15 protein-coding genes and 1 pseudogene are annotated in these 23,965 nt (G+C 62.4%); 9 read left to right on the top strand and 7 right to left on the bottom strand.

The features are described 5' to 3' along the window. Nucleotides 1-13 precede the first annotated feature (13 nt). The 3 genes and pseudogenes from JM946_RS11525 to JM946_RS31605 all read left to right on the top strand — a co-directional run bounded on the left by JM946_RS11525 (nt 14) and on the right by JM946_RS31605 (nt 5,730). Entirely contained in the window at nt 14-3,016 is a 3,003-nt protein-coding gene (locus JM946_RS11525; protein WP_203167429.1) for a TonB-dependent receptor, read from the top strand. A gap of 80 nt (nt 3,017-3,096) precedes the next feature. Next, a pseudogene (locus JM946_RS31610) lies at nt 3,097-4,242 on the top strand (serine hydrolase domain-containing protein); the annotation flags it as partial. Nucleotides 4,243-4,632: 390 nt separating this feature from the next. After that, nucleotides 4,633-5,730: a serine hydrolase domain-containing protein gene (locus JM946_RS31605; protein WP_456115330.1), complete on the top strand. Its 1,098-nt coding sequence runs from the start codon at nt 4,633-4,635 to the stop codon at nt 5,728-5,730. Here JM946_RS31605 and JM946_RS11515 read toward each other — a convergent pair. Together JM946_RS11515 and JM946_RS11510 are read right to left on the bottom strand one after the other, a co-directional pair. Beyond that, a complete protein-coding gene (locus JM946_RS11515; RefSeq protein WP_203167427.1) occupies nt 5,666-6,802 on the bottom strand; it encodes an NAD(P)H-dependent flavin oxidoreductase in 1,137 nt (378 codons plus the stop codon). The genes JM946_RS31605 and JM946_RS11515 overlap by 65 nt on opposite strands. Nucleotides 6,803-6,854: 52 nt before the next feature. Continuing rightward, nucleotides 6,855-7,202, bottom strand: a complete 348-nt coding sequence (locus tag JM946_RS11510; protein ID WP_203167426.1) for a DUF2200 domain-containing protein — start codon at nt 7,200-7,202, stop codon at nt 6,855-6,857. A 227-nt stretch (nt 7,203-7,429) separates the two neighbouring features. On the opposite strand from JM946_RS11510, the gene JM946_RS11505 reads away from it, so the two are divergent. From JM946_RS11505 to JM946_RS11490, 5 genes are all read left to right on the top strand, one after another. Beyond that, on the top strand, nt 7,430-7,750 hold the full coding sequence (locus JM946_RS11505; protein ID WP_203167425.1) for an EthD family reductase: 321 nt from the start codon (nt 7,430-7,432) through the stop codon (nt 7,748-7,750). 225 nt (nt 7,751-7,975) lie between these two features. Further along, on the top strand, nt 7,976-9,235 hold the full coding sequence (locus JM946_RS11500; protein ID WP_203167424.1) for an SGNH/GDSL hydrolase family protein: 1,260 nt from the start codon (nt 7,976-7,978) through the stop codon (nt 9,233-9,235). Nucleotides 9,236-9,316: 81 nt separating this feature from the next. Next, nucleotides 9,317-10,777, top strand: a complete 1,461-nt coding sequence (pdxR, locus tag JM946_RS11495) for a MocR-like pyridoxine biosynthesis transcription factor PdxR (RefSeq protein ID WP_203167423.1) — start codon at nt 9,317-9,319, stop codon at nt 10,775-10,777. 32 nt (nt 10,778-10,809) lie between these two features. Continuing rightward, nucleotides 10,810-10,953, top strand: coding sequence for a DUF5996 family protein (locus JM946_RS31600; RefSeq protein ID WP_407700517.1), 144 nt, complete (start codon nt 10,810-10,812; stop codon nt 10,951-10,953). A gap of 70 nt (nt 10,954-11,023) precedes the next feature. Beyond that, nucleotides 11,024-11,221, top strand: coding sequence for a hypothetical protein (locus JM946_RS11490; protein WP_203167422.1), 198 nt, complete (start codon nt 11,024-11,026; stop codon nt 11,219-11,221). A 2-nt stretch (nt 11,222-11,223) separates the two neighbouring features. Here JM946_RS11490 and JM946_RS11485 read toward each other — a convergent pair whose 3' ends face one another. Then, a complete protein-coding gene (locus tag JM946_RS11485; RefSeq protein WP_203167421.1) occupies nt 11,224-14,061 on the bottom strand; it encodes a TonB-dependent receptor in 2,838 nt (945 codons plus the stop codon). A gap of 222 nt (nt 14,062-14,283) precedes the next feature. On the opposite strand from JM946_RS11485, the gene JM946_RS11480 reads away from it, so the two are divergent. Further along, nucleotides 14,284-15,228 (top strand): DUF808 domain-containing protein, encoded by a 945-nt coding sequence (locus JM946_RS11480; RefSeq protein ID WP_203167420.1) that lies wholly within the window; start codon nt 14,284-14,286, stop codon nt 15,226-15,228. Between the two features lie 16 nt (nt 15,229-15,244). Here the strand turns inward: JM946_RS11480 and JM946_RS11475 are convergent, their stop codons facing one another. The 4 genes from JM946_RS11475 to JM946_RS11460 all read right to left on the bottom strand — a co-directional run bounded on the left by JM946_RS11475 (nt 15,245) and on the right by JM946_RS11460 (nt 23,867). Then, the gene (locus tag JM946_RS11475; protein ID WP_203167419.1) at nt 15,245-16,873 is read right to left on the bottom strand and encodes a cellulase family glycosylhydrolase; all 1,629 of its coding nucleotides are present in this window, start codon (nt 16,871-16,873) and stop codon (nt 15,245-15,247) included. A 41-nt stretch (nt 16,874-16,914) separates the two neighbouring features. Next, the gene (locus JM946_RS11470; protein ID WP_203167418.1) at nt 16,915-19,176 is read right to left on the bottom strand and encodes a rhamnogalacturonan lyase family protein; all 2,262 of its coding nucleotides are present in this window, start codon (nt 19,174-19,176) and stop codon (nt 16,915-16,917) included. Nucleotides 19,177-19,504: 328 nt separating this feature from the next. Next, on the bottom strand, nt 19,505-20,809 hold the full coding sequence (locus tag JM946_RS11465; protein WP_203167417.1) for a hypothetical protein: 1,305 nt from the start codon (nt 20,807-20,809) through the stop codon (nt 19,505-19,507). A gap of 82 nt (nt 20,810-20,891) precedes the next feature. Then, entirely contained in the window at nt 20,892-23,867 is a 2,976-nt protein-coding gene (locus JM946_RS11460; RefSeq protein WP_203167416.1) for a TonB-dependent receptor plug domain-containing protein, read from the bottom strand. Nucleotides 23,868-23,965 lie beyond the last annotated feature (98 nt).

Raw genomic sequence — 23,965 nt, 5'->3', positions numbered from 1 at the left:
GCCGGGAGGGTGTATGAAAAAAAATAAATCGCTCGGAGCTGCGCTGAAGACGGCGCTGAGACTGGGTGCGGGCGCTGCAATCCTGGCAACGCTGCCACTGCACGTGTCGCATGCCGCTGGCAGCGACGGCTCGCTGGTCGGCAAGATCATCGCTGGCGACCAGGGCTCACTCGAGGGCATCGAGATCACGGCGCGCAATCCCGAGACAGGATTCACGCGCACGGTGAAGGCCGAAGCCGACGGCTCCTATCGCTTTCCGTTTCTGCCCGTCGGCACTTATATCGTCGAAGGCTCTCGCAATGGCGCCCCGCTCGGCAAGCTCACCGAGGTGACTGTGGGCCTGGGCGCGGCGACCACCGCCGACGTGACAGTGAATCTCTCCAACCTGGAAGAAATATTCGTGGTCGGCACACGCGTGGTGCGCGCTGTCGACGTGAGATCGACCGAGTCCGCCACCAACTTCACGCGTGAGGATCTGGAGCGTCTGCCGGTGGCGCGCGATATCCAGTCCGTGGCGTTGCTGGCCCCAGGCCTCGCCAAAGGCGACGATGGCTTGTGCCAGGGTGACAACTGCGGCGTGTCGTTCGGCGGCTCGTCCATCGCCGAGAACACCATCTACATCAACGGTCTCAACGTCACCGACTTCTACAACCGCGTGGGCGCATCGGCCGTGCCCTATGCGTTCTACAAGGAGTTTCAGGTCAAGACTGGCGGCTACTCGGTCGAGTTCGGCCGCACCACCGGCGGCGTGATCAACGCCGTGACCCGCTCGGGCACCAACGAGTTCGAGTACGGCACCGAGGTAGCCTGGGAGCCAAGCTGGTTGCAGAGCGAGCGAAAGAACCGCTTCAATCCGGACGGCTCGCCTCGCATCATCGGCTCCTATGACGATTACGACCGCACCAGTGCGACCTTCTACGCCTCCGGTCCCATCGTCAAGGACAAACTGTTCTTCTTCGCATTGTATGAGGCGCGCGATTATCAGCCCAACAACACCACGGACCGGGGCGACAGCTTGTACGAAGCCAAGGAGGACGACGGTTTCTGGGGCGCCAAGATCGACTGGCAGATCAACGATCGACACCTGCTTGAACTGCTGGCGTTCTCGGACGAGAACGAACAGGTGCGCGATGCCTACGCCTTCGACTTCGCCGCCGGCGCCCGAGGGCCCTATCAGCAAACGCGCTATACCAACAACGGCGGCTTGAACTGGTCGAGCACCTACACCGCCTATCTCACCGACAACTTCTCTGCCAAAGCGCTGTACGGAGAAAACAACAGAGAGTACTCGCGTTTCAGCCAGAACGATCTGGAATGCTCGCGCATCCGCGACCGGCGTGTCAGTCCCGCCGACGATCTGGGTTGCACCGAATCGTCGAACATCACTTCTCGCGACGATACGCGCGAAGCCGCGCGGCTCGACTTCGAGTGGGTGCTCGGCGACCATCAACTGCGTTTCGGCCTGGATCGCGAGATCAACACCTCCAAGTACGTGCAGTACTACCCGGGGCCCGACCGCCTGCTATACGAGATCTACGTCACCGACGAGCCGGAGACGATCGAAGGAGTCTTCCTGCCCGCCGGCACCGAGTACGTGTGGACCCGGCAGAACGAAGTGGACGGCGAGTTCGAGACCGAAAACTCGGCGTACTATCTCGAAGACAACTGGCAGATCACGCCCAGTCTGCTGTTGAACGCCGGCGTGCGCGTCGAAGCGTTCGACAACAAGAACTCCGACGGCGACTCCTATATCAAGATGGATGACATGGTCGCGCCGCGTTTCGGCTTCTCCTGGGACGTGAAAGGCGACAATCGCACCAAGCTGTTCGGCAACGCCGGGCGTTACTTCCTGCCGGTGGCGAACGTCATCAACATCAAACAGGCGGGCGGCTTTCTCGATCGCCGCACTTACTACTGGTTCGGCGGCCTGGAAGACTTCGAGTACAACGGCGTGATCAAGCAGCGGCCGATCCTGGGCGAGCAGTTCGCGGTGGACGACTCGCAGGGCGACGGCACGGTTGGCGATCTGCGCGGCGAAGTCGACGCCGACATGGATCCGGTCTACCAGGACGAGTTGATCCTGGGCTTGCAATCCATGATCGACGATAAGTGGTCCTGGGGCGTGCGCGGCATCTATCGCAAGCTCACCAACGCCATCGACGACATGGAGATCACGTCCACCGGGATCATCTGCGATGGCGCGCCGGTCGGCGCCGGCTACGTGATGGCCAATCCGGGCCGGCCGGTGACCATCTATTCCGACACCGACTGCGACGGCGAGAGCGACGGCTGGGTGACCATCGACACCGCCCGAGCCGGCTGGGCCCTGTACGACGACGACGGCAATTACGTCGGCGAAGTCGGCTATCCCAAACCCCGGCGCAATTACAAAGCGCTGGAGTTCATGATCGATCGCGCCTGGGACGATCGCTGGTCGTTCAATGCCACTTACACCCTGTCCTATGCCAAGGGCAACGCCGAAGGCCCCATCAACTCGGACACCGATTTCGGCGATACCGGGCGCACCGAGGCCTTCGACAATCCCTGGGTGAACTACGGCTCGTACGGCTATCTGCCCAACGATCATCGTCATCAGATCAAGATGCGCGGCGGGTTGGCGCTGGGCGAGCACTGGGAGATTGGCGGCACCCTTACCGCACAATCCGGCCGGCCGATCAATGCGACCGGCCGGTGCAATCCCTTCGACGACGTTTGCTTCTTCAGCTTTTTCGTGTTCAACGACAGCACTGGCGAATACGAACTGCGTCCGCGCGGCTCGGGCGGCAGGACGCCCTGGATCTTCGACCTCGGCGCCAATGTGACTTACCGACACTCCTTCGCCGCGGCCGACCTGAAGGTCACGCTGGCAGGTTACAACCTGCTGGACCAGCAGCGTGTGGTGGAAGTCAACGAGAGCCTGGGATCCACCGGCGCGCAGCGCAATCAGTTTTACGGTTTCGGCACCGGTTATCAGGCCCCGCGCTATGGCATGCTAACGGTGAAGCTCGATTTCTAAGGATCGAGGGCTCGAGCTCGATACAGGCGGCCCGCTCATGCGGGCCGCCTGTCATTGCCATCCTGCCCATGACGTAACGCATGAAAGTGAAGTTTTGCTCGTTGGCCGCCGCGCTGCTGGTTGTCAGCGGGCTCGTAGCGCTGAGCTCATGCTCCCTCCCGGAGAGGCGCGCCTCCGCTGCGACACCAGAACTGGTCGCGTCGGTCGACCGCATCTTTGACGACGTGGTCGCTCGCTATCGCCTGCCGGGCATGGCGCTCGGCGTAATCGTCGACGGGCAGATCGTTCACACTCGCACGGCTGGCGAACTCATCGCCGATTCGAAACAGGCCGTCGATAACGACACGTTGTTCAAGATCGCCTCCAATAGCAAGGCCATGACCACCGCCCTGCTCGCTCGGCTGGTGGATGCCGGCAAGCTGCGCTGGGACGATCCTGTCATCCGGCATTTGCCGCTATTCAAGATGTACGACCCCTGGGTCACTCAGCAGATACAAGTGCGTGACTTGTTGATCCACAACTCGGGGCTGCGTGAAGGCGCCGGCGATCTGATGCTCTGGCCCACGCCCAATCGATTCACCCGGCCGGATATCCTTTCGGGTCTCGCGTTCCTGAAGCCGCAGCAGAGCTTTCGTTCGCAATACGCCTACGACAATCTCCTGTATGTCGTTGCCGGCGAAGTGGCCGCGGCTGCCGGAGGCGCGACCTATGAAGAGCTCATGCGTCGCGAACTGTTCGAGCCTCTCGGCCTGAATCGCTGCCAGGTGGGCGAGTGGGATCGTGACGTCGTCGGCAACGTGGCCCAACCGCACATGCGGCGCGGCGATGACAATATCGTCATTCGTGCCGACCCTCGCACCATCTCCGTCGACACGGCGGCGGCGGCAGGTGGAATTCGCTGCAGCCTGAATGACATGCTGACCTGGATGCGCGTGTGGCTGAGCCCCGAGATGCGAGCGAAGGACGGCACGCTGTGGCTCTCGTCCGCGCAGCGCGATGCGCTCTGGAGCGCACACACGCCCATGCCTCTAGGTCAGCGCCAACGATCATGGGACGGCAGTCATATCAACGCCTATGGTTATGGCTGGCGCCTATCAGATGTCGACGGCGTCTGGCGCGTCGCTCACACTGGCACGCTCGCCGGCATGTATTCGGCACTGAACCTGTTCCCCGACAAACGCGCGGGCTTCGTCTTCATGATCAACGGCGAAGGCTCACAGGCACGGATCGTGCTCAACAGCGCGCTGGCCAAGCTGATCACCGCGCCTCGCAGACTTCGCAGCGTCGCGTCTTATGCCGACGAGTTGGCTAGCGGACGCGCCGACTCATCAGTGAACCGCGTGCCAGACACTTCGTCTCGAATGCCCGTCGCGTTGGCGACCATCGAATCCTGGTTGGGCGTCTATCGAGACCCGTGGTTCGGCGAGGTCTCGATCTGTCATCGCGATGGCGCAGTGGTCTTCGCCTCGATGAAATCACCGCAGCTCACCGGCAAGGTGATGCAAGTCGGGCCACGACTGCTGGTCGATTGGTCGCAGGAGGATATCGACACCGAAGCGTGGCTGGTCTTCACGCGCGATGGCCTGCCGGGCGCGCCGAGCACACCGACACTGACCATGAGCAAGGTGGACCCTGACGCGGATTTCAGTTATGACTTCGAAGATCTGGCCTTCACTCGCACAGGTGGATGTCCAGCGCCATCTTCCACGGAGGGCGTCGCTATGCAATCTCGAGTCGATCAACTGATGAGCCGCTATGACGGCACCGTGCCGGGCGCTTCACTGTTGGTTGTGCGCGATGGTAAGCCGCTCGTGCGCCGCTCCTACGGATTGGCGAATCTCGAAGAGCAGACGGTCGCTACGCCCGAGACGAACTACCGGCTCGCTTCGGTGACCAAGCAGTTCACCGCCGCGGCCATCCTGTTACTGGCTGAGGATGGCAAGCTGGACCTCGACGATTCGCTGCGCAAATGGTTTCCAGGATTGCCGGAGGTGGCCACCAAGATGACGCTTCGGCATGTGCTCACTCACACGTCCGGGCTCATCGATTACGAAGACGTGATTCCGCCGGCCATGACCGGGCAACTGCACGATGCAGATGTGCTCGCGATTCTCGAAACTCAAAACCGCACTCACTTCACGCCCGGAACTGCTTACCGGTACAGCAACAGTGGCTATGCGTTACTGGCGCTGACCGTTGGCAGAGCCTCGGGGCAGGACTTCGCTCGCTTTCTTCGCGAGCGCATCTTCCTTCCGTTGGGCATGACCGACACGGTCGCCTTCGAGGAAGGGATTTCGACGGTCCATCATCGCGCGTTCGGTTACAGCGAGGAGAGCGGCCGCTGGACTCGAACCGATCAGAGTCAGACCAGTGCGGTGCTGGGCGATGGCGGCATCTACTCGTCCATCGACGATCTCGCCAGATGGGATGCCGCCCTCTATGGCGATCGCCTGCTCAGCGCCCGCTCGCGACAGCTGGCGTTCACGCCGGCAACCGACTCCGACGATCCCGCGGTTCGCTACGGCATGGGATGGCGCATCACCGAGGAACAGATCGGCGGCGGCACACTATGGCATTCCGGTGAGACCATCGGCTTTCGCAACGTCATCGTCCGGTATCCCGAGCAACGCCTCACTGTGGTGCTGTTGACTAACAGGAACGATCCCGAGCCTTACCAGACGGCGCGGCAAATTGCGCAGTTGTTTCTGAAGTAGTAGGCGCGCGGGCCGCTCGCCATTCTTCAACCAACGTCGCCATCAATTGGCTGGCCGGCAGCTCACGCGCCAGCGGCGCGCCCTGCCCGGCCCAGTATGCGGCAAACTCATGATTACCCTTCGCGCTCGCCGCGGCGTGTAAAGCCTTGGCCGCGTCGTACGCGATCGGGTAGTCCGGCAGAGGTGGCGCGCCATTCTCCTGCGACATCTCATACATGCGATTCGGTAGCCCGCGCGCCGGCCTGCCCGAGATGGCCGGGGTGATTCGAGTGTGATGCGCGCGGTCGCTTTTCATTTGCGCTCGATACGCCGCATTCGCCGACGACTCCGGGCATAGAACGAACGCCGTGCCCAGCTGCACACCCGCTGCGCCTAACGCCATCGCCGCCGCGATCCCCCGCCCATCCATGATTCCACCCGCCGCAATGACGGGTAGCCGACATTGCTGTACCAACGTCCGGACCAGCGCGAACGTACCCATCCCATCATCGCCCAGCTCTGGGTCGAACACACCTCGATGCCCGCCCGCTTCCATGCCCTGCGCCACGATCGCATCGACTCCCGCCCGCTCACATGCCGCCGCCTCGGCCGCGCTCGTTGCACACGCCAGCGTCACCATGCCAGCTTCGCGCAACCTGCCGATCCACTCCAGCGCAGGCAATCCAAAATGAAAGCTCACCACCGCCGGCCGTTCCTCCGACAGCATCGCCAGCATGGCGCCGTTGTCGACGAAGGTTTCATAGATCTCTTTCAGACTCTCCGGCGGCGTCGCCCCGTACTCCGCAAAGAATGGCTGCAGATACGCCAGCCACTTCCCTTCTCGCTGCGCATCCGCCATCGCTCGCCGATGGCAGAACAGATTCACATTGATCGGCCGCGAAGTCAGCTTCCGCGTAGCACGAAGCGTCGCCCTCGCCTGCTCGACACTGCTCGCACCCAATCCCAACGACCCCAAGCCACCCGCGTTCGAAACGGCCGCCGCCAACTCCGGCGTCGACACGCCCGCCATCGGCGCCTGAATGATGGGATGCTCGATGCCTAGCAGATCGAGTAGCGCTTTGACTTCACTCATGGGTTTGATAGTAGCGCTTTACGTGAACGACCACGAAGCACGCCGGCGCGAGTCACTGCCGCAGAATCTTGTCCATCGCTTTGCCCCTGGCGAGCTCATCGATCAGCTTGTCCAGATAACGGATCTTCCGCATCAGCGGATCTTCGATATCCTCCACGCGGACACCACACACCACGCCTTTGATCAGGGCGCTGTTTGGATGCAGGGCAGGCGCGTTGGCGAAAAAAGTCCGGAAATCGGTTTCCTGATCGATTTGCTGTAGCTGCGCCGGGCTATAGCCGGTCAGCCAGCAGATGATCCGATCCACTTCCTCCTTGGTGCGATTCTTACGCTCGGCCTTCTGAACGTACATCGGATAAACCTTCGCGAATTTGATCGCAAACACTCGATCGTTGGCCATCTTCAATCCTCCGACGGTGGACCCAACGCCTAGGCCGCGCTGCTGATTCGTATGTTGCAGCGATACCCAGACACCGTCCAGCGGCTGGCGGAGATCTGAGATCCAGGCACGCCACATCCGGCGCGCCCTGACTCTGCAGCCCATCGAGGCGTTGCGATAACGGTGGACGAACGCGCGCCGCGGGCGCAGGATCGAACATCGGGGCCGCATGATAAAGGAGACGGACGATGATCAAGGTCAGCGTGATGTATCCGCACAAGCCAGAGGCTCGGTTCGACCACGCCTACTATCGCGACAAGCACATGCCGCTGGTGCAGGAGCGACTGGGGCACGTATGCCGTTTCTATACAGTAGACAAAGGGCTCGCGGGCGGCAGTCCGGGCGAAGCGCCGACGTATGTGGCCATGTGTCACATCTATTGCGACTCGGTCGACGCCTTCAACACCGCGTTCGCTCCGCACGCCCAGGAGATTTTGGGCGATATTCCCAACTACACCGACCTCACGCCGGTGTTGCAAATCAGTGAAGTGGTCGTAGGGCAGCCGTAGTGGCACGGCGTGTCCACGTAGATCCCTGGTAGTCGGCCTACTCCACACCGATTGGCCAGCGCCTGCGCTGTTGGCGCTGGCGATCTGGACCTGGAACCCACCCGATTCGAACGCAATGGCCTGACAACTGGCTTTATTCAACTGCGTCGAAGTGGAGCTACCACGCAGCGCTCCCGCGTCCTCACACTGCAGCGCCTGATAGCGGGCCTGCAGGAGACATGAGACATGGATAAGCTGATCACGTGGTCGCGCCGCTACGTCCTCGCAGCGGCCGCAAGTATTCTGATGGTGGCGGCGAGTTGCGGTCCGGCCATCGCACAGACGAACGAGTTGGGCGGCGCGCGATGGGTCGCAACCTGGAGCGTGCCGCTGATGGCGCCCGGCACGTCACTCGGTGACAGCTCTGTCGCCTTCGATCATCAAACCGTGCGGCAGATCGTGCCCATCAGCGCGGGCGGCTCGCGAGTACGCGTGCGATTGTCCAACGAGTACGGCCAGGCGCCGCTGGTCGTTGGAACCGCGAGCGTGGCCGTTCCCGCCGCCGGTGCGTCGATTGTTCCCAACTCAGCTCGAGCGTTGAGCTTCCAGGGACAAGCATCGATCGTGATTCCGCAAGGCTCGGTGGCGGTGAGCGATCCGATCCAGATGCACCTGCCTTCCAACTCGCGTCTCGCGATCAGCCTCTACGTCGCGCAAAACACCGAGCTGGCCGCCTATCACCCGAACGGCAACCAGACCGCCTACATTTCCACGCCGGGTGACTTCAGCGCTGCCGTCGACTTCCCCACCCAGCTCACCACACGCTCGCGTTACTGGCTGAGTTTTGTCGAAGTGTTACCTTCACATCGGGTGGGCGCACTGGCGCTGTTCGGCGATTCGATCAGCGAAGGCTCCACCACGACCCAAGACGCGAATCTGCGGGTCAGCGATGTCTTGTCGCGGATGATCAATCCCACATTCGGCCCGGCGCGGCTCGCCATTATCAATCAATCCACGGGTTGCGCCCGGCTGCTGTGGGATGTTTGCGGGCCGAGCGGTGTATCCCGCTTCGAGCGCGAGGTGCTGAACGCCACGGGCGTCACCCAGATTCTGATCGAGCTCGGTTATGTCGACATTATCTACTCCACGGTCTTCGGCGCGCCGGCGGAAACCACCAGCGCCGACCAGATCATCGCCGGCTTGCGACAACTGATCCGTCGCGCGAAGCTCCGGGGCCTGCGCGTCTATGGCGCCACATTGCTACCGAACGGCAGCAGCATCTTCGAGAACGTCTATACACCTGAGAACGAGGCCAAGCGTCAGGCAGTCAATCATTGGATCCGGACCACGCGTGAGTTCGACGCGGTGGTCGACTACGACCTGGCTCTGCGAGACCCCGCCGATCCCACCAGAATGTTGCCAGCCTATGATACCGGCGATGGCCTGCATCCGAACGACGCGGGCCACGCCGCCCTGGCTCGCGCAATCGCTCATACATTGCGATGATTGCTCTGTTCGACTCACGGCCGCGCCGCTTCGTTTTGGAGCCGGCGCGGCTTTTGGCATGGAACGCTGCAGGGAAGAGTCATGGCCAAGACGGTCACACTGCCGATCCGCATCGAACCGGCGTGCGGTCAGACGCTGCAGGATCAGATCTACCTCTGTATTCGCAGATCCATCATCGAAGGGGTGCTGAGCGCCGACAGCCGTCTGCCTTCCACGCGCGCGCTGGCGGCCGATCTTGGGGTTTCTCGGACCACGGTGCTGCTGGCTTTCGAGCAATTGAAAGCGGAAGGTTACATCGTGCCGAAGCCAGGATCGGGCATTTATATCGCCAGGGATCTGCCGGATCGGCGGCCTGATCTGCACATGGTCTCCGCCACATCGACCACGAAACATCCACTGCTTTCGTGCCGTGGACAATCGCTGGCGCGAGCGCGAGCCATCGATCGTCGCACCCCGTCGCCTCCGCGGCCGTTCCGACTTGGCACTCCGGCCGTCGATATGTTCCCTGTTCGATTGTGGTCGCACATCGCCCGGCAGTGCGTGCGGTCCCTGTCGCCGGCGCGACTCGATTACTCCCGACTCGCCGGCCTCAATCGCTTGCGCCAGGCCATCGCCGAGCAGATGCGCTCGCGCGGCACCAGTTGCGACCCGGAGCAAGTACTGGTCGTGGCCGGCGCCCAGCGCGGCATCGACCTGGTGTTTCATTTGCTGCTCGACATCGGAGACAACGTCTGGATCGAAGATCCCGGCTATCCCGGTGCGCACAGCGCGCTGCTCTCGGCAGGCGCCAAAGCGGTGTGTATGCCGGTGGATGCAGAAGGAATGATCGTCACTCGACAGTCTCCCGCGCGCCTCGCCTACGTCACGCCGTCGCATCAATTTCCACTCGGCGTGCCGATGAGCCTGGAACGACGACACAGTCTGCTCGCCTGGGCGAGCGAGTCGCTCGCGTGGATTCTGGAAGACGACTATGACTGCATCTTCCGCTACGACGCGGTCCCACTGCCCTGCCTCCATGCGCTCGATCCGGACGGCCGCGTGATCTACCTCGGCTCCTTCAGCAAAACCTTGTTTCCAGCGCTGCGCCTGGGGTTCTTGATCGTGCCCAGCGATCTGGTGGACGGATTCAGCCGCGCGCGCATGGCGAGCGATGTGCATCCACCGCTGCTGGATCAAATGATCCTGTCGGAGTTCATCACGCGCGGTCACTACCAGCGACACGTTCGCCGCATGCAACTCGAATATGCGGAAAGACTCGCGGCGCTGAGAACGGCCATCGATCGCACCGGCGCGCCGCTATGCCTTCGACCGGTGCATTCGGGCCTGCACGCCGTGGCCGATCTGGAAGGAGCCGACGCCGAGCGCGTCTTCTCCCAGGCTGCCGCCCGCCACATCGAAGTCACACCGCTATCTGCATACAACTACGGCAGCGGGCAGAGTCAAAACGCACTGGTGATGGGATTCGGGGCGTGTCGACCGGCGGCGATTCGCGCGGGGATGTGGCAACTTGCCGCCGCGATCGATGCAGCCCGACGGTCTTGACGTAGGAAGAGCGCCCCCTTCCATCTCCAGCGGTGCGCGCATGCTGGCACTTTCCCCAATGCGCCGCAGCCCCGGAGCAGGCGCTGCGGGAATTTTTGCAGAGCACGTACCAGGCCGCCGCCCGCCTCGGAGGTTGGGGTAGCAAGGCACCGGAGCGTGAATCTGTTCAGCAATAGTTACAACGGCATGGAGCTTGAACGCCCCGCGAGGCATTATGGGGTGTCGTCACTCAAGATCAGAGGTCCCATGAGCACCAAAGCTGCCGCGAAAAAAGCTCCGTCGAGAACCAAGCCGTCGAGCGCCAAGACCGCCGCCCGCAAGCCCAAGGCCAGCTGGGCGGAGACCATGAAAAAGGCGCTGGAGAAAAAACAGCCGCCCGGCGGCTTCCCGGATCAGCCGAAGCCGCGCGACTCGGCTCAGAAGATCCGCAAGAACGCCTACTGAGCTCAAAAGCTATAACGAAACCCGGCCGTGTACTGGCGGCCGAAATTTCGGTAGTACTCGTTACGCTCGGCTCGAGTATCGTTATAGAGATGCTCGTACGTGTCGCCGAGATTCTGGCCCTCCAGCGAGACCTGATAATGCTCGCCGAAGGAGTAGCTCAGCGAGGCGTCCAGATACACGCTGCCTTCGGTCGCGTCGGCATCTTGACCGTTCAGCCCCGGGACGATGCGCAGGTAGTCGTCCCGATACGAGGCTGACACTCGCGCCTCGAATCCGCCCGCGCCGTAGTACAGCGTGGCGTTGGCCGATTCTTCAGACAGATTGATCAAGGGCAGCACCGCGGTCCTGCCCGGCGCGCCAACGGGCACGCTTGGATCCACCACATACGTGATATCGGAGCTCACTCGGGTGTAGTTGGCGAGCACGCCGAAGTTCTGCAGCCAACCGGGCAGGAAGCTGAGCGGCATTTGCACATTCAGCTCGACGCCGCGCAACGGCCCGCCGTCGCTGTTGACCGGACGCGAATACACGAAGTCGTCAGTCGGCGTGACGCCGGTGCCGATCAGCACTGCCTCGGGAATGCCGAGCGTGTTGAACGGCTGGGTGGTGCGCAGGGTGGCGATATACGTTTTCACATCCTTGTAGAAGAAGCCCAGAGACACCACGGATTCCGGTGCGAAATACCACTCGATGCCGGCGTCGAACGCGTCGGCCTCGATCGGATCCAGGTTGGGATTGCCTTGATTGACCTGGCGCGTGCCGCCAAACACGTTGACCGAACCGCCCGGCGTCAATTGCGCCAACGGCGGACGCGTCATCACCCGCGACACGGCGAACCGCGCGACGACATCGTCGCGAAGCTCCAGCGCCAGGTTCGCAGCGGGCAGCCAATCGTCGTAGCTGCGCGAAACTCGCAGGAGCTGCGTGTTCACACCGGCTTCGGCGAAGCCCACTGAATCCTGATCGGTGCGCACGAAGCGCACGCCGACATCGCCTCGCACCGGCAAGCCCAGCAGCTCAGCGTTGAAGTCACCTTGCACATAGGCCGCGGTGTCTTTCTCATCGACGGAGTAGATGTTACTGCGCGCCGATGCAACATCCCGCCGCAACTCGAACACACCGGTGTTACTGTAGATATCAAAGATGTCGATGAAAGCCTGTTCGCTCGGCAGCACCCAGGCAGTGGCCGTGTCGGACGGCACTCCGAAACCAACGAAGCCGGAGAACTGCCCTACCAGGTCCGCCACCGTGACTCCGGCTGGAAGCGCCGGGATGCTGCGCTCATTGGCCATACGGCGCGAATCGGAGTCGAATGTATATTTCCTGACGTTGACGCCAGTCTTCAACTTCCAGCTTCGTGACAGGTCGAACTCGACGTCCAGCGCGCCTTGGCGGAACGTATTCTCCACCGCCTGCGGCCGCAGCCGGATCTCAGGGCCGGTCGAGCCGCCGGTGAAGCCGGGCTGCGCCGGCCCGTAGTAATAATTGGCGGGATCGGTGGTATCGAAACCCCACACGATGCGCGGCCGCGTCTGGCTCTGACGAAAATCGTAGATGAAACCATCGGTGTTGAGCCGGTCCACCTGTAGCGTGGTCTCGCGTGGCTCGTCGAAGTCTGAATCGGAAGCGCCCAGCTGCAAGCTTGCCCGCCAGCGCTCGCTGAGCTCCTGATCGATGGTCAAACCGGCCTGCTTGAACACGGTGTTGAAATCGAAGATGGAGTTCTCGGCGCGCAGATCCACGTTATCAAGGCGTGCGTAAATGAGATCGTTGCCGCGGATTTCGGCTTCGCGCACGATGGTTTCGGGCTTGCCCTGCTGAGACTGCCCGCGAAACAAACCGATCGGCGTCAGCAAGCTTTCCTGACGCAAGCCCTCATGCCGCGAGTACAGCAGATCCAGCGTCACCTCCGTTCCTGCCGCTGGTCGCCACTGGATCGCGGATGTGACGCCAAGCCTCTCATTGTCCACGGCGAACTGCGCCAGGCGCGGTATGCGCGGGTGATAGATGCTCGCGGAGCGCAACTGTTCGTAGCTGATGCCTTCTGGATACTCCCCGTAGCACACGCCGGCGGGATTGGCGGGGTCGCACCAGCCGCCGTTCTCGGTCATGCGATCCCAATTCAGGTTGTGACTTGCCTGGCTGATCTTGCGGCTCTTCGAATAAGCTGCCGAAACCAGCACGCCCACGGTGTCTTCGAAGAATGTATTGGATGCCAGCAACGCAAAGCGTGGATCGGTCTTTTCGCTCAGGTCGTTGTAGCTCACCTTGGAGGAGAACGCGAACTGCGTGCCGGTCTTGTCGAAGGGCCGCGCCGTCTGCAAATCGACAGTCGCGCCGAGCGAGCCTTCTTCGGTCGCGGCCGAGGGCGTCTTGCGCACCGTCAAACTGTTGAACAGTTCGGATGCGAACACGTTGAAGTCGAAGCCGCGGGTGCGATTGATCCCTTCGAAACCGTTGGAAGTGGTTTGCGCCTCCAGTCCGTTCAGGCGCACCCGCGTGTAATCGGGCCCCAGACCGCGTACCGAGATGCTGCGGCCCTCGCCGCCATCGCGCGCCACGACGACACCGGGCAAACGTTGCAAAGATTCGGCGAGATTGGCGTCAGGAAACTTGGCCACGTCTTCAGCTTTGATGACGTCGACCACACCGCTTTGCTCGCGCTTCTCCTCGAGCGCCACGGCGAGACTGCCTCGGTAGCCGGTGACCACCACTTCTTCTACCGGTGGCGCTGCGGTCGAACTGGATGATTGTTGTGGCTCGGCGATCGCCGAGCACGAGAGCAGAACGCCGACCGCCGACACGACGGCAGGAATACCCCTCGAATCCCCTCGCGGCATGGCTGTCTTCCTTGATTTTTATCGGACGCAGGGCGCCGCAGTCACGGCGTCGACTTCATCCGTGAGTCCGTTGATTCGCCGGCGGAGTCGCTGAAATGCGCAATTGCCACCGGTGTCATCGAGAATGACGCGGCGGCTCGGGGCTGTCAAGAAGCTTGCTCGCGAGGAATGCGCATCGTTTAGACTGCGCCCCCAAGTCGAACAACACGAAAGATGTGAACGATGGCTTCCGGACTCGCTGCCCTACTGGATGACGTCGCGGCCATCGCCAAGATGGCGGCCGCCTCCCTCGATGATGTGACTGCCGCGGCAGGCAAGGCCGGCTCCAAAGCGATCGGCGTGGTGGTCGACGACGCCGCGGTGACGCCGGGCTATGCGATGGGCTTCACGCCCGAACGCGAACTGCCCATCGTGTGGAAGATCGCGAAGGGTTCGCTGCGCAATAAGTTTTTGTTCCTGTTACCCGGCGCGCTGCTGCTGAGCGCGTTCGCTCCCTGGGCCGTGACCCCGATCCTGATGCTCGGCGGCGCCTACCTGTGTTTCGAAGCCACCGAGAAAATCATCGAAGCCATCGCCCGAGTGACCGGCAAGGTCGACAAGACACCGCACGTCGAAGAGCTCGCGCTGAGCTCGGCCGAGATGGAAGCGCACAAGATCTCCGGCGCCATTCGCACCGATCTGATCCTGTCCGGCGAGATCATGGCGATTGCGCTGGCCACCGTGGCCGATCGCCCGTTCGCGATCCAAGCTGCCGCCCTGGTGGTGGTGAGCTTCTTCATCACAGTCGCGGTGTATGGCGTCGTCGGCTTGATCGTGAAGATGGACGATGTCGGCGTGCATCTGGCGCAACGCTCCTCGGCTGCGACCGCGTCCTTCGGCCGCGGCCTGGTGAAGTCGATGCCTCACCTGCTCAAGACGCTGAGCTTCGTCGGCACCGCCGCCATGCTGTGGGTGGGCGGCGGCATCATCGTCCACGGCCTCGAACACTTTCACCTGAACGCGCTACCGCACTTCATCCATCACCTCTCCGAACTGGCCGGACACACCCCCGCCCTGGGCGGCGTCGCATCCTGGCTGACCTTCGCCGCAGGCTCCGCCGTCGTCGGCCTGATCATCGGCGGCGTCATCGTCGCCCTCGTGCACATGGTGTCGAAGGGCAAGCACTGAGGCTTGCCCTCCTCCGTTAGAACGTTCCGTTCAACGCGAACGCCTGTCCGCCGGCGGTGCCGGTGACGGTGTAGGTGTCGCCGCTGGACGGATGCACGGTGCCGTTGCCACTCATTTGCACGGCGAAGACGCGGTTGGTCGATGGTGACAGCGACTGGCCGGAGTTCAGCGAGAACGAGTAAGTAATGGCACTCGATGTGCTGCTATGACTTTGCGAGATGATGCCGCCGACGGTGTTGTATTGACCCGAAGCGCTCACGCCGGTGGTGCGTTGTACGGTGATGGTGATGGACAGCGCGGTGATCGTCGCGGTGTTTGAAAGGCGAAGTTGTTGTTCGGTGAACCAGCCACTGCTGCTGGTCACGACGCCGCTGGCAGTCACTGAACCGATCGGTGAGCTCTGCCCCGCTTGGGTCACGGCGATCGGGCGCGAGATGCCGCCGCCGCTCACAGTGACGGTGCCGGTGCGAGCGGTCGATGCGGAATTGGCCGTTGCAGTGACGGTGAAGCTGCCGTTGTTGTTGCCCGATGCAGGCGCGACGGTCAGCCAGGACTGATCGTCGGTGGCGCTCCAAGCGACGTTGGATGTCACAGCCACGGGTGCGGAAGACGCGCCTGCACTGAACGACAGCGATGCCGGCGCGACGCTCAGGTTGTTGCCGCCGTTCGGGAATACGCTCGCTCGCACCGAGGTCGCCCGAATGCCATTCGGGCCGTTGACGATGCGCTCACCCCAGGAAGTGAACGTGGTGCTGAAGTTCTGCACCATGTCCAGCACCACGCCACCACTGCCATTGCCTGACCAGGACCAGCCGATGTAACCATTGCCGCGCTGCTGGGCTTGAGCGAACACGGTTTCCACATCCACCGGTTGACCGTTGTTCTGTGGTCCGAACTCGCCGATCACGAGTGGCAGCCCCATGTCGTCGAAGGCTTGCATGTACGCGATGATGGGCGCGGCGGTTTGATATACCTCGTACATGTGCACGCTGAACAGCAGATTGCGACGCGAATCTGCATTCCACAGCTGCATGGCGTTGTCGCGCATGGTGTTGGACCAGTCCTGCCCCCAGTTCGCCGCGTCGATCATGATCGTGTGCGTGAGGCCCGCCGCGCGCAGCGCCTGAATTGCCGCCGTCGTGTCGGGAACATAGTTGGCGCTGGTAGTGTTGCCGAACGGCTCATTCGCGATGTTGATGATCACGAAGTTTTCCTGGCCGTTGATCGCCGCGCGGATATCGGCGCTGGTCCAGTACGCCACCGCATCGGAGATCGGCACTGCGGTGGTCTGCTCGCTCCAGCCGGTGGAATCGTGCACCTCGAGCACCGCGATCATGCGGTTGTCCTTCGCCCATTGGATGACCTGGCTGACCTGCGCGCCGGGCACGCGGGCCCACTGGCCGCCCGTCGACAGCACGATACGCACTGTGTTTGCGCCGGTCGCCGCCATGGCGGCGAAGTCCTGCTGAGTCGGTCGCGATTGAAACCAGGTGTAGGGATAGTTGATCCCGCGCATGATGAACGGCACGCCGTTGTCGTCCACCAGCTGACCGCCCTGAATCGAAAAACCCGCGAGGCTGATGCCGGGCGCGATCAGCCAGCCCAGCAGCACCAGCCGCGCAAGGTACTGAACAGCCGTTTTCATCGCTCTGCCTCCTTGGTCTCTGACACGGATCGATGACGAAGCTATTGCACGGTCACTTGATCGATGTTGCCCAGATCCTGCCCGGTCGATTCGAACCGCAGAACATTGCTGCCGTTGTTGAGCGTGACCGGCACATTCAGCGTCGACCACGCAGTCCACGAGCCGGTCGGATTGAATGTGATGTTCTGAGCCGCGCCGTTCACCAACAAACGTCCGGTGCGGCTCGAGGTCACGCCCAGTGCAAAGCGAATGGCGAGCGTCTTGCTGCCGCCGCCGCGACCATCGACATCACGAATCTCCAGATAGCCGCCGTTGGCCGACGAATTCACATACGCATTGCCGAGGTATCCTGCATTGGTGTTCTCGGTGACGGTTCCCCCGCCCACCAGACCATTCTCGGCCTGATAGGTGTGCTCCGTCCCCGGATTGCCGCCACCGACGATCGTGATGTTCGGCGTCGGCGGCGCGGACATGCCGGCGCCGACAAAGAAGCTCGGATGCGGCGGCTGGTTGTAAGCCACGTTCTGCCACGCCAGCGCCACTCGATACTGAGGATCGTGCAGGAAGGTATAGAGACGATTGGTTGCGACGTTGGTGGTTGTGTAGATACGCAAGTAAGCGTTATCGGTGGTGCGCCAGATGACCTCCTCGCGCCAGTCGCCAAGAACATCGCCGCTCAAGGCGGGCGTAGCCTTGGTGCCGTTGTTCGACGTGACGCCCGAGCCCGTCAGCAGCCGCGTGTCCGAGGACGTTCCATACTTATCGATGTGATTGCTATCGAGCAATTCACGGACCGTGTCCGAGTCCCACCACACGAGGAAGTTCGCCGAACTCGGCGTGCGCCCCACCGAACCGCCGGAGGCGTTGAACAGACTCGTCATTCCCGGCCCCGAACCCCAGAACTCCGCGCCGGCGTTGCCCGCATAAATATCTCCGGCCACGCCGCGCCCTGGCCCCTCGCTTCCCGAGGTGTTGTTGATTGCGAATATGCGAGCGCCCGTGCGCGCATCGCGAAGGTCGGCGCCTGGCACGGAGCTCGATTCGTGAATGCCCCAAATCTCCAGCCCGGCGCGCGACGGGATGAAATCGCCGACGTGCAACGCATCGCCGTGCCCCAGGCCGCTAACATACAGCCCGCGTCCGTTGTCATCGATGGTCGCGGCGCCGAAGATGACTTCCTGCCGACCATCGGCATCGACGTCGGCGATGGAGAGATTATGGTTGCCCTGCCCGGCATAGGCGGAGTTGCCGGATGCGTTGCTGTCGAACGTCCAGCGCTGGGTGAGCTGCCCGTTGCGCCAGTCCCAGGCGACGATCACGGCACGCGTGTAATAACCGCGGGACATGATCAAACTGGGTCGTTGGCCATCGAGATACGCGACCCCGGCGAGAAAACGGTCGACACGATTGCCGTAAGTGTCGCCCCAAGAGCCGACGTTGCCGCGAGCGGGAATATAGTCGGTGGTGGCGAGAATCGCCCCGTTCTGTCCGTTGAAGATCGTCAGGTACTCTGGCCCGGCCAGAATGTAGCCGCTGCTGTTGCGATGATCCGCGCTGGCGCTGCCAATGACCTGCCCGGTGCCGCTGCGCGTGCCGTCGGCCGTCTTGGCGGCCACTTCGGCGCGACCGTCACCGTCCAGGTCGTACACGATGAACTGCGTGTAGTGCGCGCCCGCGCGAATGTTTCTTCCCAGATCGATGCGCCACAAGCGTGTGCCGTTGAGCTCATACGCATCCAGATACACGTTGCCGGTGTAGCCGGATTGCGAGTTGTCCTTGGCGTTGCTCGGATCCCACTTGAGCACGTACTCATACTCGCCATCGCCATCCAGATCGCCCACGCTCATGTCATTCGCCGTGTAGGTGTACGACTCGCCGCTGGGTGTCGTGCCGCCGGCTGGAACCTGTAAAGGAATCTGCAGGTACTGCGCGGTGGCGGCGTTGGCCGGCAATGTGAACGACGCACTGTTGGCCTGCTCCACGCCGTTCAGCACAGGCCTCACGAAATAAGTATTTGCCTGAGAGGTGGGCGCCGAGTTGTCGACGAAGTTGGTGCTCGTCGTGATCGGCGTGCCATTGAGCAGCGTGGCCGAGCCACCCGCGGTGGAGCGATACAGATTGAAGGCGATGCCGGCGGGGTCGTTGCCGAACAAGCGCCAGCCGACGTAAACGGAAGAACTGCCGCTACGAACCGCCACCACGCCGCGTGACAGCCGTTCCATTTGCGCCTGTGAGTACGCCTGCGTTGCCACCAGCAACAACGGCACAAACAGCCAACCCCGCATCCATCCTTGATGTTTCATGACTGCTCCTTTGCATCATGTTCAGCGCTGTCGGCGATGAGGTCGGGCACGGCCCAGCACGCAAGGCCCGCGCCAAGCGTGGTGATAGTCGAACCTCAACCGGCTGGGCCGCGCCCTCAACGCCGGTGTATTTCCCTGCACGCGCTCACACTAGCGTAACCGGTGTCATATTCCAATCATATTCGCTCATATAGTTTACGAAGCGATCAGCATCGCTAAACAGCGCTGATCTTGTTTCTATATGCGCAAGGATCGGCGAGCCATGTCGGCGCCGATGGAACGAAGGTACTCGAAGCATCGAACGATGCTCGGTGTCACACGCGTGCGATCATGGCGCAGCGACGTTCGTCGGGATCACGATCAGCGACAGGCGTTGGCCATCGGTCAGCATGCCCGATTGGATCAACAGCCGCGAGCCATCGGCACTGAAGCTGGGATGCCCGTGATCGGGCCGCATGCGATGGCCCGTGCTGAGCAGGGTGCGACCGCCGGTCTTGCGATCGATCAGATGGATGTTGCCGTCGAAATCGTCACCGGCCGCGAAGCGGCGATCGTAAGTGACTGCGTTGTGCCAGAAGCCGCCGCGATTCTCGTTACCGGCCGGAATGTTCGGATCGGAATACAGTTCAGGCCGTTGCGAATTGTAGTAACTGTCCGGCTGGCCGAGATTTTCGACCGTACCGTCGCGCAGGTTGACGACCATGATCCCGGTCGGCCGCTGACGCAGCTTCGCGGTGTGGCCCATCAAGTTGAAGATCACATGATCGGCGTCCGCGAACTGTTCGTGCGTGACCCAGTCGTCCGGCTGTTCGGGAAACACCGGGCGATTGCCCGTGCCATCCGCATTGACGAGCCACATGCGCTGGGGCGCATCGCCGCCGGTCTCGTGGCAATACAGGATCTCACCGGGCTTCAATGGATTGGCCTGCACATGACCCATGCGAAACGGCACTTCGAGCACGGTTCGCGTGCGACCGCTGGCCAGCTCCATCGCCAGGATTCCGCCCGGAACCTGCGGGACGGGTTGACCACGCTCGCGAGCCGGCGCGCGGCGCTGATCGAAGCCGAAATACGCGGCCTTTTCATCGGCATCCAGCGTGAAGCCACCAGCGCCGATGAAGCCCTTGGGCAAAGCGCCGATGTTTCTTTCGGCATTGCCGGCACGCGCTCCCGAGTCCGTCACCAAAGCAGTGAGATCGACCTCGATCAGACTCGCTGGCGCATCGCCCCGGCCGCGACGTATGTAGTACACCTTGTTCGACAGCCGAGCGACGTTGATGCTGCCGGTCTCGACACCCTCGCCGGCGCTGACCTGCGTGATGCGGCCGGTGATCTCATTCACGGCGAAAATCTGCGAATGCCCGTCGGCGCTGCGACCCGTCGAACGAAACAGGATGTGCACGCCGTCGGCGGCCCATTGCGGGTGAGTGGGATAGATCTTTGCGTCGTTGAAAGCGCCCGAGGTGAGCAAGGTGAGCGGCCGACCCGTGATCCGGTCGAGCACGAGCTGTTTTTCGGATGGAAACTGCCGCCCCACCTGGGCGAGCGCTGACGTACCCAGGCTGACGAGAGTGACGAACAGCAGCGCCGCGATGTACCGGCGCTGCATCGGTCCGATGATCGAATGAAACAATCGAGATCCCCCGACGCCGGCGAGGTGCCGGCTTTCGGTGAGCGATCTTGATCTATTTCGATCGATTTTGCACTAGTCGTCGTCAGCGATTGCCGAACGACACGGTCAACCCCGCATAGTAGAAGCGGCCAACCGGGCTCACCGGAAAGATCGTGGTGAAGTCCGGATGCTGGTCGGTCAGGTTGTTCACGCCGGCGTAGATGCGATAGGCGTCCAGGAAGTCGAACGACGCCGACAGATCGTGCGTCTCCTGTGCGTCGTAGTAGATGTTGGCGCGCGACGCCTGGTCCGGATTGCCCGCCAATGTGAGCAATGTATAGCGGGAGGTCTTGCTGAAATAATTGAATCCATAGTTCACGGTCAGGCCGCCGAACTCCCAGGTCGTATCGAACGTGGTCGTCCACTTCGGCGCATAGGTGCCGCTTTGCAAGTCGGCGGTGGTGCGCTCGTCGATCTGCTCGGCGCCCAACGTCGGAATCGTCGTGAGCCGATCGAGCCGGCTGCCGACCAGCGCGAACCGGAACGTGCCGATGTCGGCGTCCAAGCCAAGGCGCGAGGGGTCGAGCAAGTAGTTCAAGTTGAAATCGATGCCTCGCGTACGGAACGAGGCGACGTTTTCCGGCTGCACCACGAAGCTCGTGATGGCGCCAGTGCCCGACGCGCGCGTCAGCGAGTCGCAGAACACATTGTCTATCGTCGGCTGGTCCACGCAGTTGTTGGCGACATCCTGGGCATCGGCGGTGCTGATGGCCTGCTTGATGTTGATGTCGTAGTAGTCGATGGACAACGCCAGCCCTTCGATGAACTGCGGTCGGAACACTGCGCCGAAGGTGTAGCTGCGCGCAGTTTCTTCGCTCAACCCCGAGTTGCCGGTGCCCACGCCAGGGATGGTGTCGGAGTTCGGATCTATGTAGCCCACCGGATCGACGCCCAATGCACCAAGGATGGCAGCACAGTTCGCGGCGCGGTAGCTGGTGCCGTTGGCGAGCTCGGAGACGTCGCAAGGATCGAAGATCGCTTCGAACGTCTGACTCTGCGGACTGAACAACTCGGCGATGTTCGGCGCGCGCACCGATTCAGCAACGGTGCCCCGGAAACTCACATCGCGCACCGGCGCCCACAGCAAACCCGTGTTCCAGGTCGTCGTGCTGCCGACGGTCGAATAATCCGAAACACGGACCGCACCGGAGACCTGCAGCATCTCGGCAAACGGCAGATCCGCGAGGATGGGCACGCGCAGCTCGGCGAAGGCTTCCTTGACATTGAAGGTGCCGTCGGTGGGCAGAATGACGTTACCGAACGTCAGTCCCATCTGATCCTCCATCGGCGGCACCGAGCGGCTGCCCTCGCGACGCCACTCCACACCCACCACGGCATCGATGTCACCGGCCGGCAGCGTGATGCCCGGCACCGGGCCGGACACGAATGCGTTGAAAACGTTCTGGGTCACGCGCGAGGATGCTTCGTTATTGAGCATGATCCACGCAAGGGCAGCCGGATCGGCCACCCCTTCGCCGTAGATGTTCAACGGCCGGCAGCCGCTGTTGGCGCCGGGCGTGAATGACAGCGGGCCAGAGAAGTCGAAGCCATGAAAGGGCTGGTATGGCAACGCGGTCGGATCCAGATTGGAACGGCACGTCGGCTGGCCCGTGGATGGATCGGTCACGACATCGATGGCGGCCAGGAAGCGATCGTTGTAACGATTGTTGAGCGCGAGCGCATCGATCTCGGACTGGCCGTAGGTGTACGAGACTTCGTAGTTGTAACGATCCGCGAAAGAGCCGTTCACGCCGGTGACGAACCGCATGGTGTCGCGGGTGGCTTCTTCGCCCCGCACGCCGAAGTCGAAGTGATCGCGACTGACGAGCACGCCGTCGGGCGCGGTGTCATCCTCAAGAGCCTCGGCGGCGGCTCCCGGAATGATCTGCGCGGCCACGGCGGCCGGCAGATAAGGATTGTCCGCGCTCTGGAACAGAGAGAAGTCGAAGGTCGGCTGCATGTACGCCTTGGCCTTGCCGCGCACGAACTTGGCCTCACCGAAAAAATTCACCGTGTCGCTGAGCTCGAACTGGCCGAACACGCTGGCCACGGTGGTTTTGGCATCCGGCAACAGATCGCCGATGTAATCCGCGAGCGGCGTGCCGCTGCCGCCTTGCGCATAGAACGGCGAAACGAACGTCGGGATCTCGAACGCGCTGCCATCGGGCAACGTGTCTGGCGCGCCGTCGAAGTCCACGTCGATGGCGCCTGCGCGAGCGCTGTCGAAGAAGCGGATGTCGTTCAGCGGCACCTCGTCCGGGACCGCCGGATCGTCGTCACGATCATTGGGATTGCGCTTCATGCTGGTGTAGTTGGCGCCGCGCAGATAACTACGATCGCTCGCCTGCAACCGTCCGCGCTCGGTGTGCTGAATGGAGCCGGAGATATTGCCGCGCCCATCGGCGAAGTTCATGCCGCCGGTAATCGAAGCATACGAATCGCGAGCGCCGCCAGCGTCTGCACCACCGTACTGCACGCGACCGAGCAGCCCTTCGAAATCCTTTTTCATCACGAAGTTCACGACGCCCGACACCGCATCCGCGCCGTAGACGGCCGAGACACCGCCAGTCACGATGTCCACGCGCTCGATCAGATCCATTGGAATCGTGTTGATGTCGACGGCCGCGGTTTCGGGCAGCTGCGCGACATGGCGTCGACCGTCCACCAGCACCAGAGTGCGCTCCTCGCCGAGGCTGCGCAGGTTGAGCAGATTCAAACCAGTGCTGCCGATGTAGCCCTGCGAACCGGTGTTCTGCAGATCGTCCTGCGAGGAGACGAGCGCCGGCATGGTGCGCAGGAAATCGGTGAGATTGGTGCTGCCCGAACGTTGAATCGCCTCGATCGGAACGGCCACCGTCGGCGTCGGCGCATCGAACTGGTTCTGCTTGATGCGCGAACCGGTCACGACGACTTCGGTGATCCCAGCGTCCTCTTGGCCGGATGCGGCGCCGAAAGCGAACACGCTGACACACGCCGTCACAACCGCCACGCTGCGGTCGATCCGTGATCGATGACTCACGAGCAAACTCCTGCAAAGCCAGTCTGGGGAAAAAGCGGGGCGCACTTTACCAGCGGCAGGGTCGATCCAGCATGCGGCTTCCACCAAGCCGCACGGCA

It is taken from the genome of Steroidobacter gossypii, assembly GCF_016801985.1.
In the GTDB taxonomy this organism is placed as follows: domain Bacteria; phylum Pseudomonadota; class Gammaproteobacteria; order Steroidobacterales; family Steroidobacteraceae; genus Steroidobacter; species Steroidobacter gossypii.
This window is presented reverse-complemented; position numbering and strand designations above follow the sequence as displayed.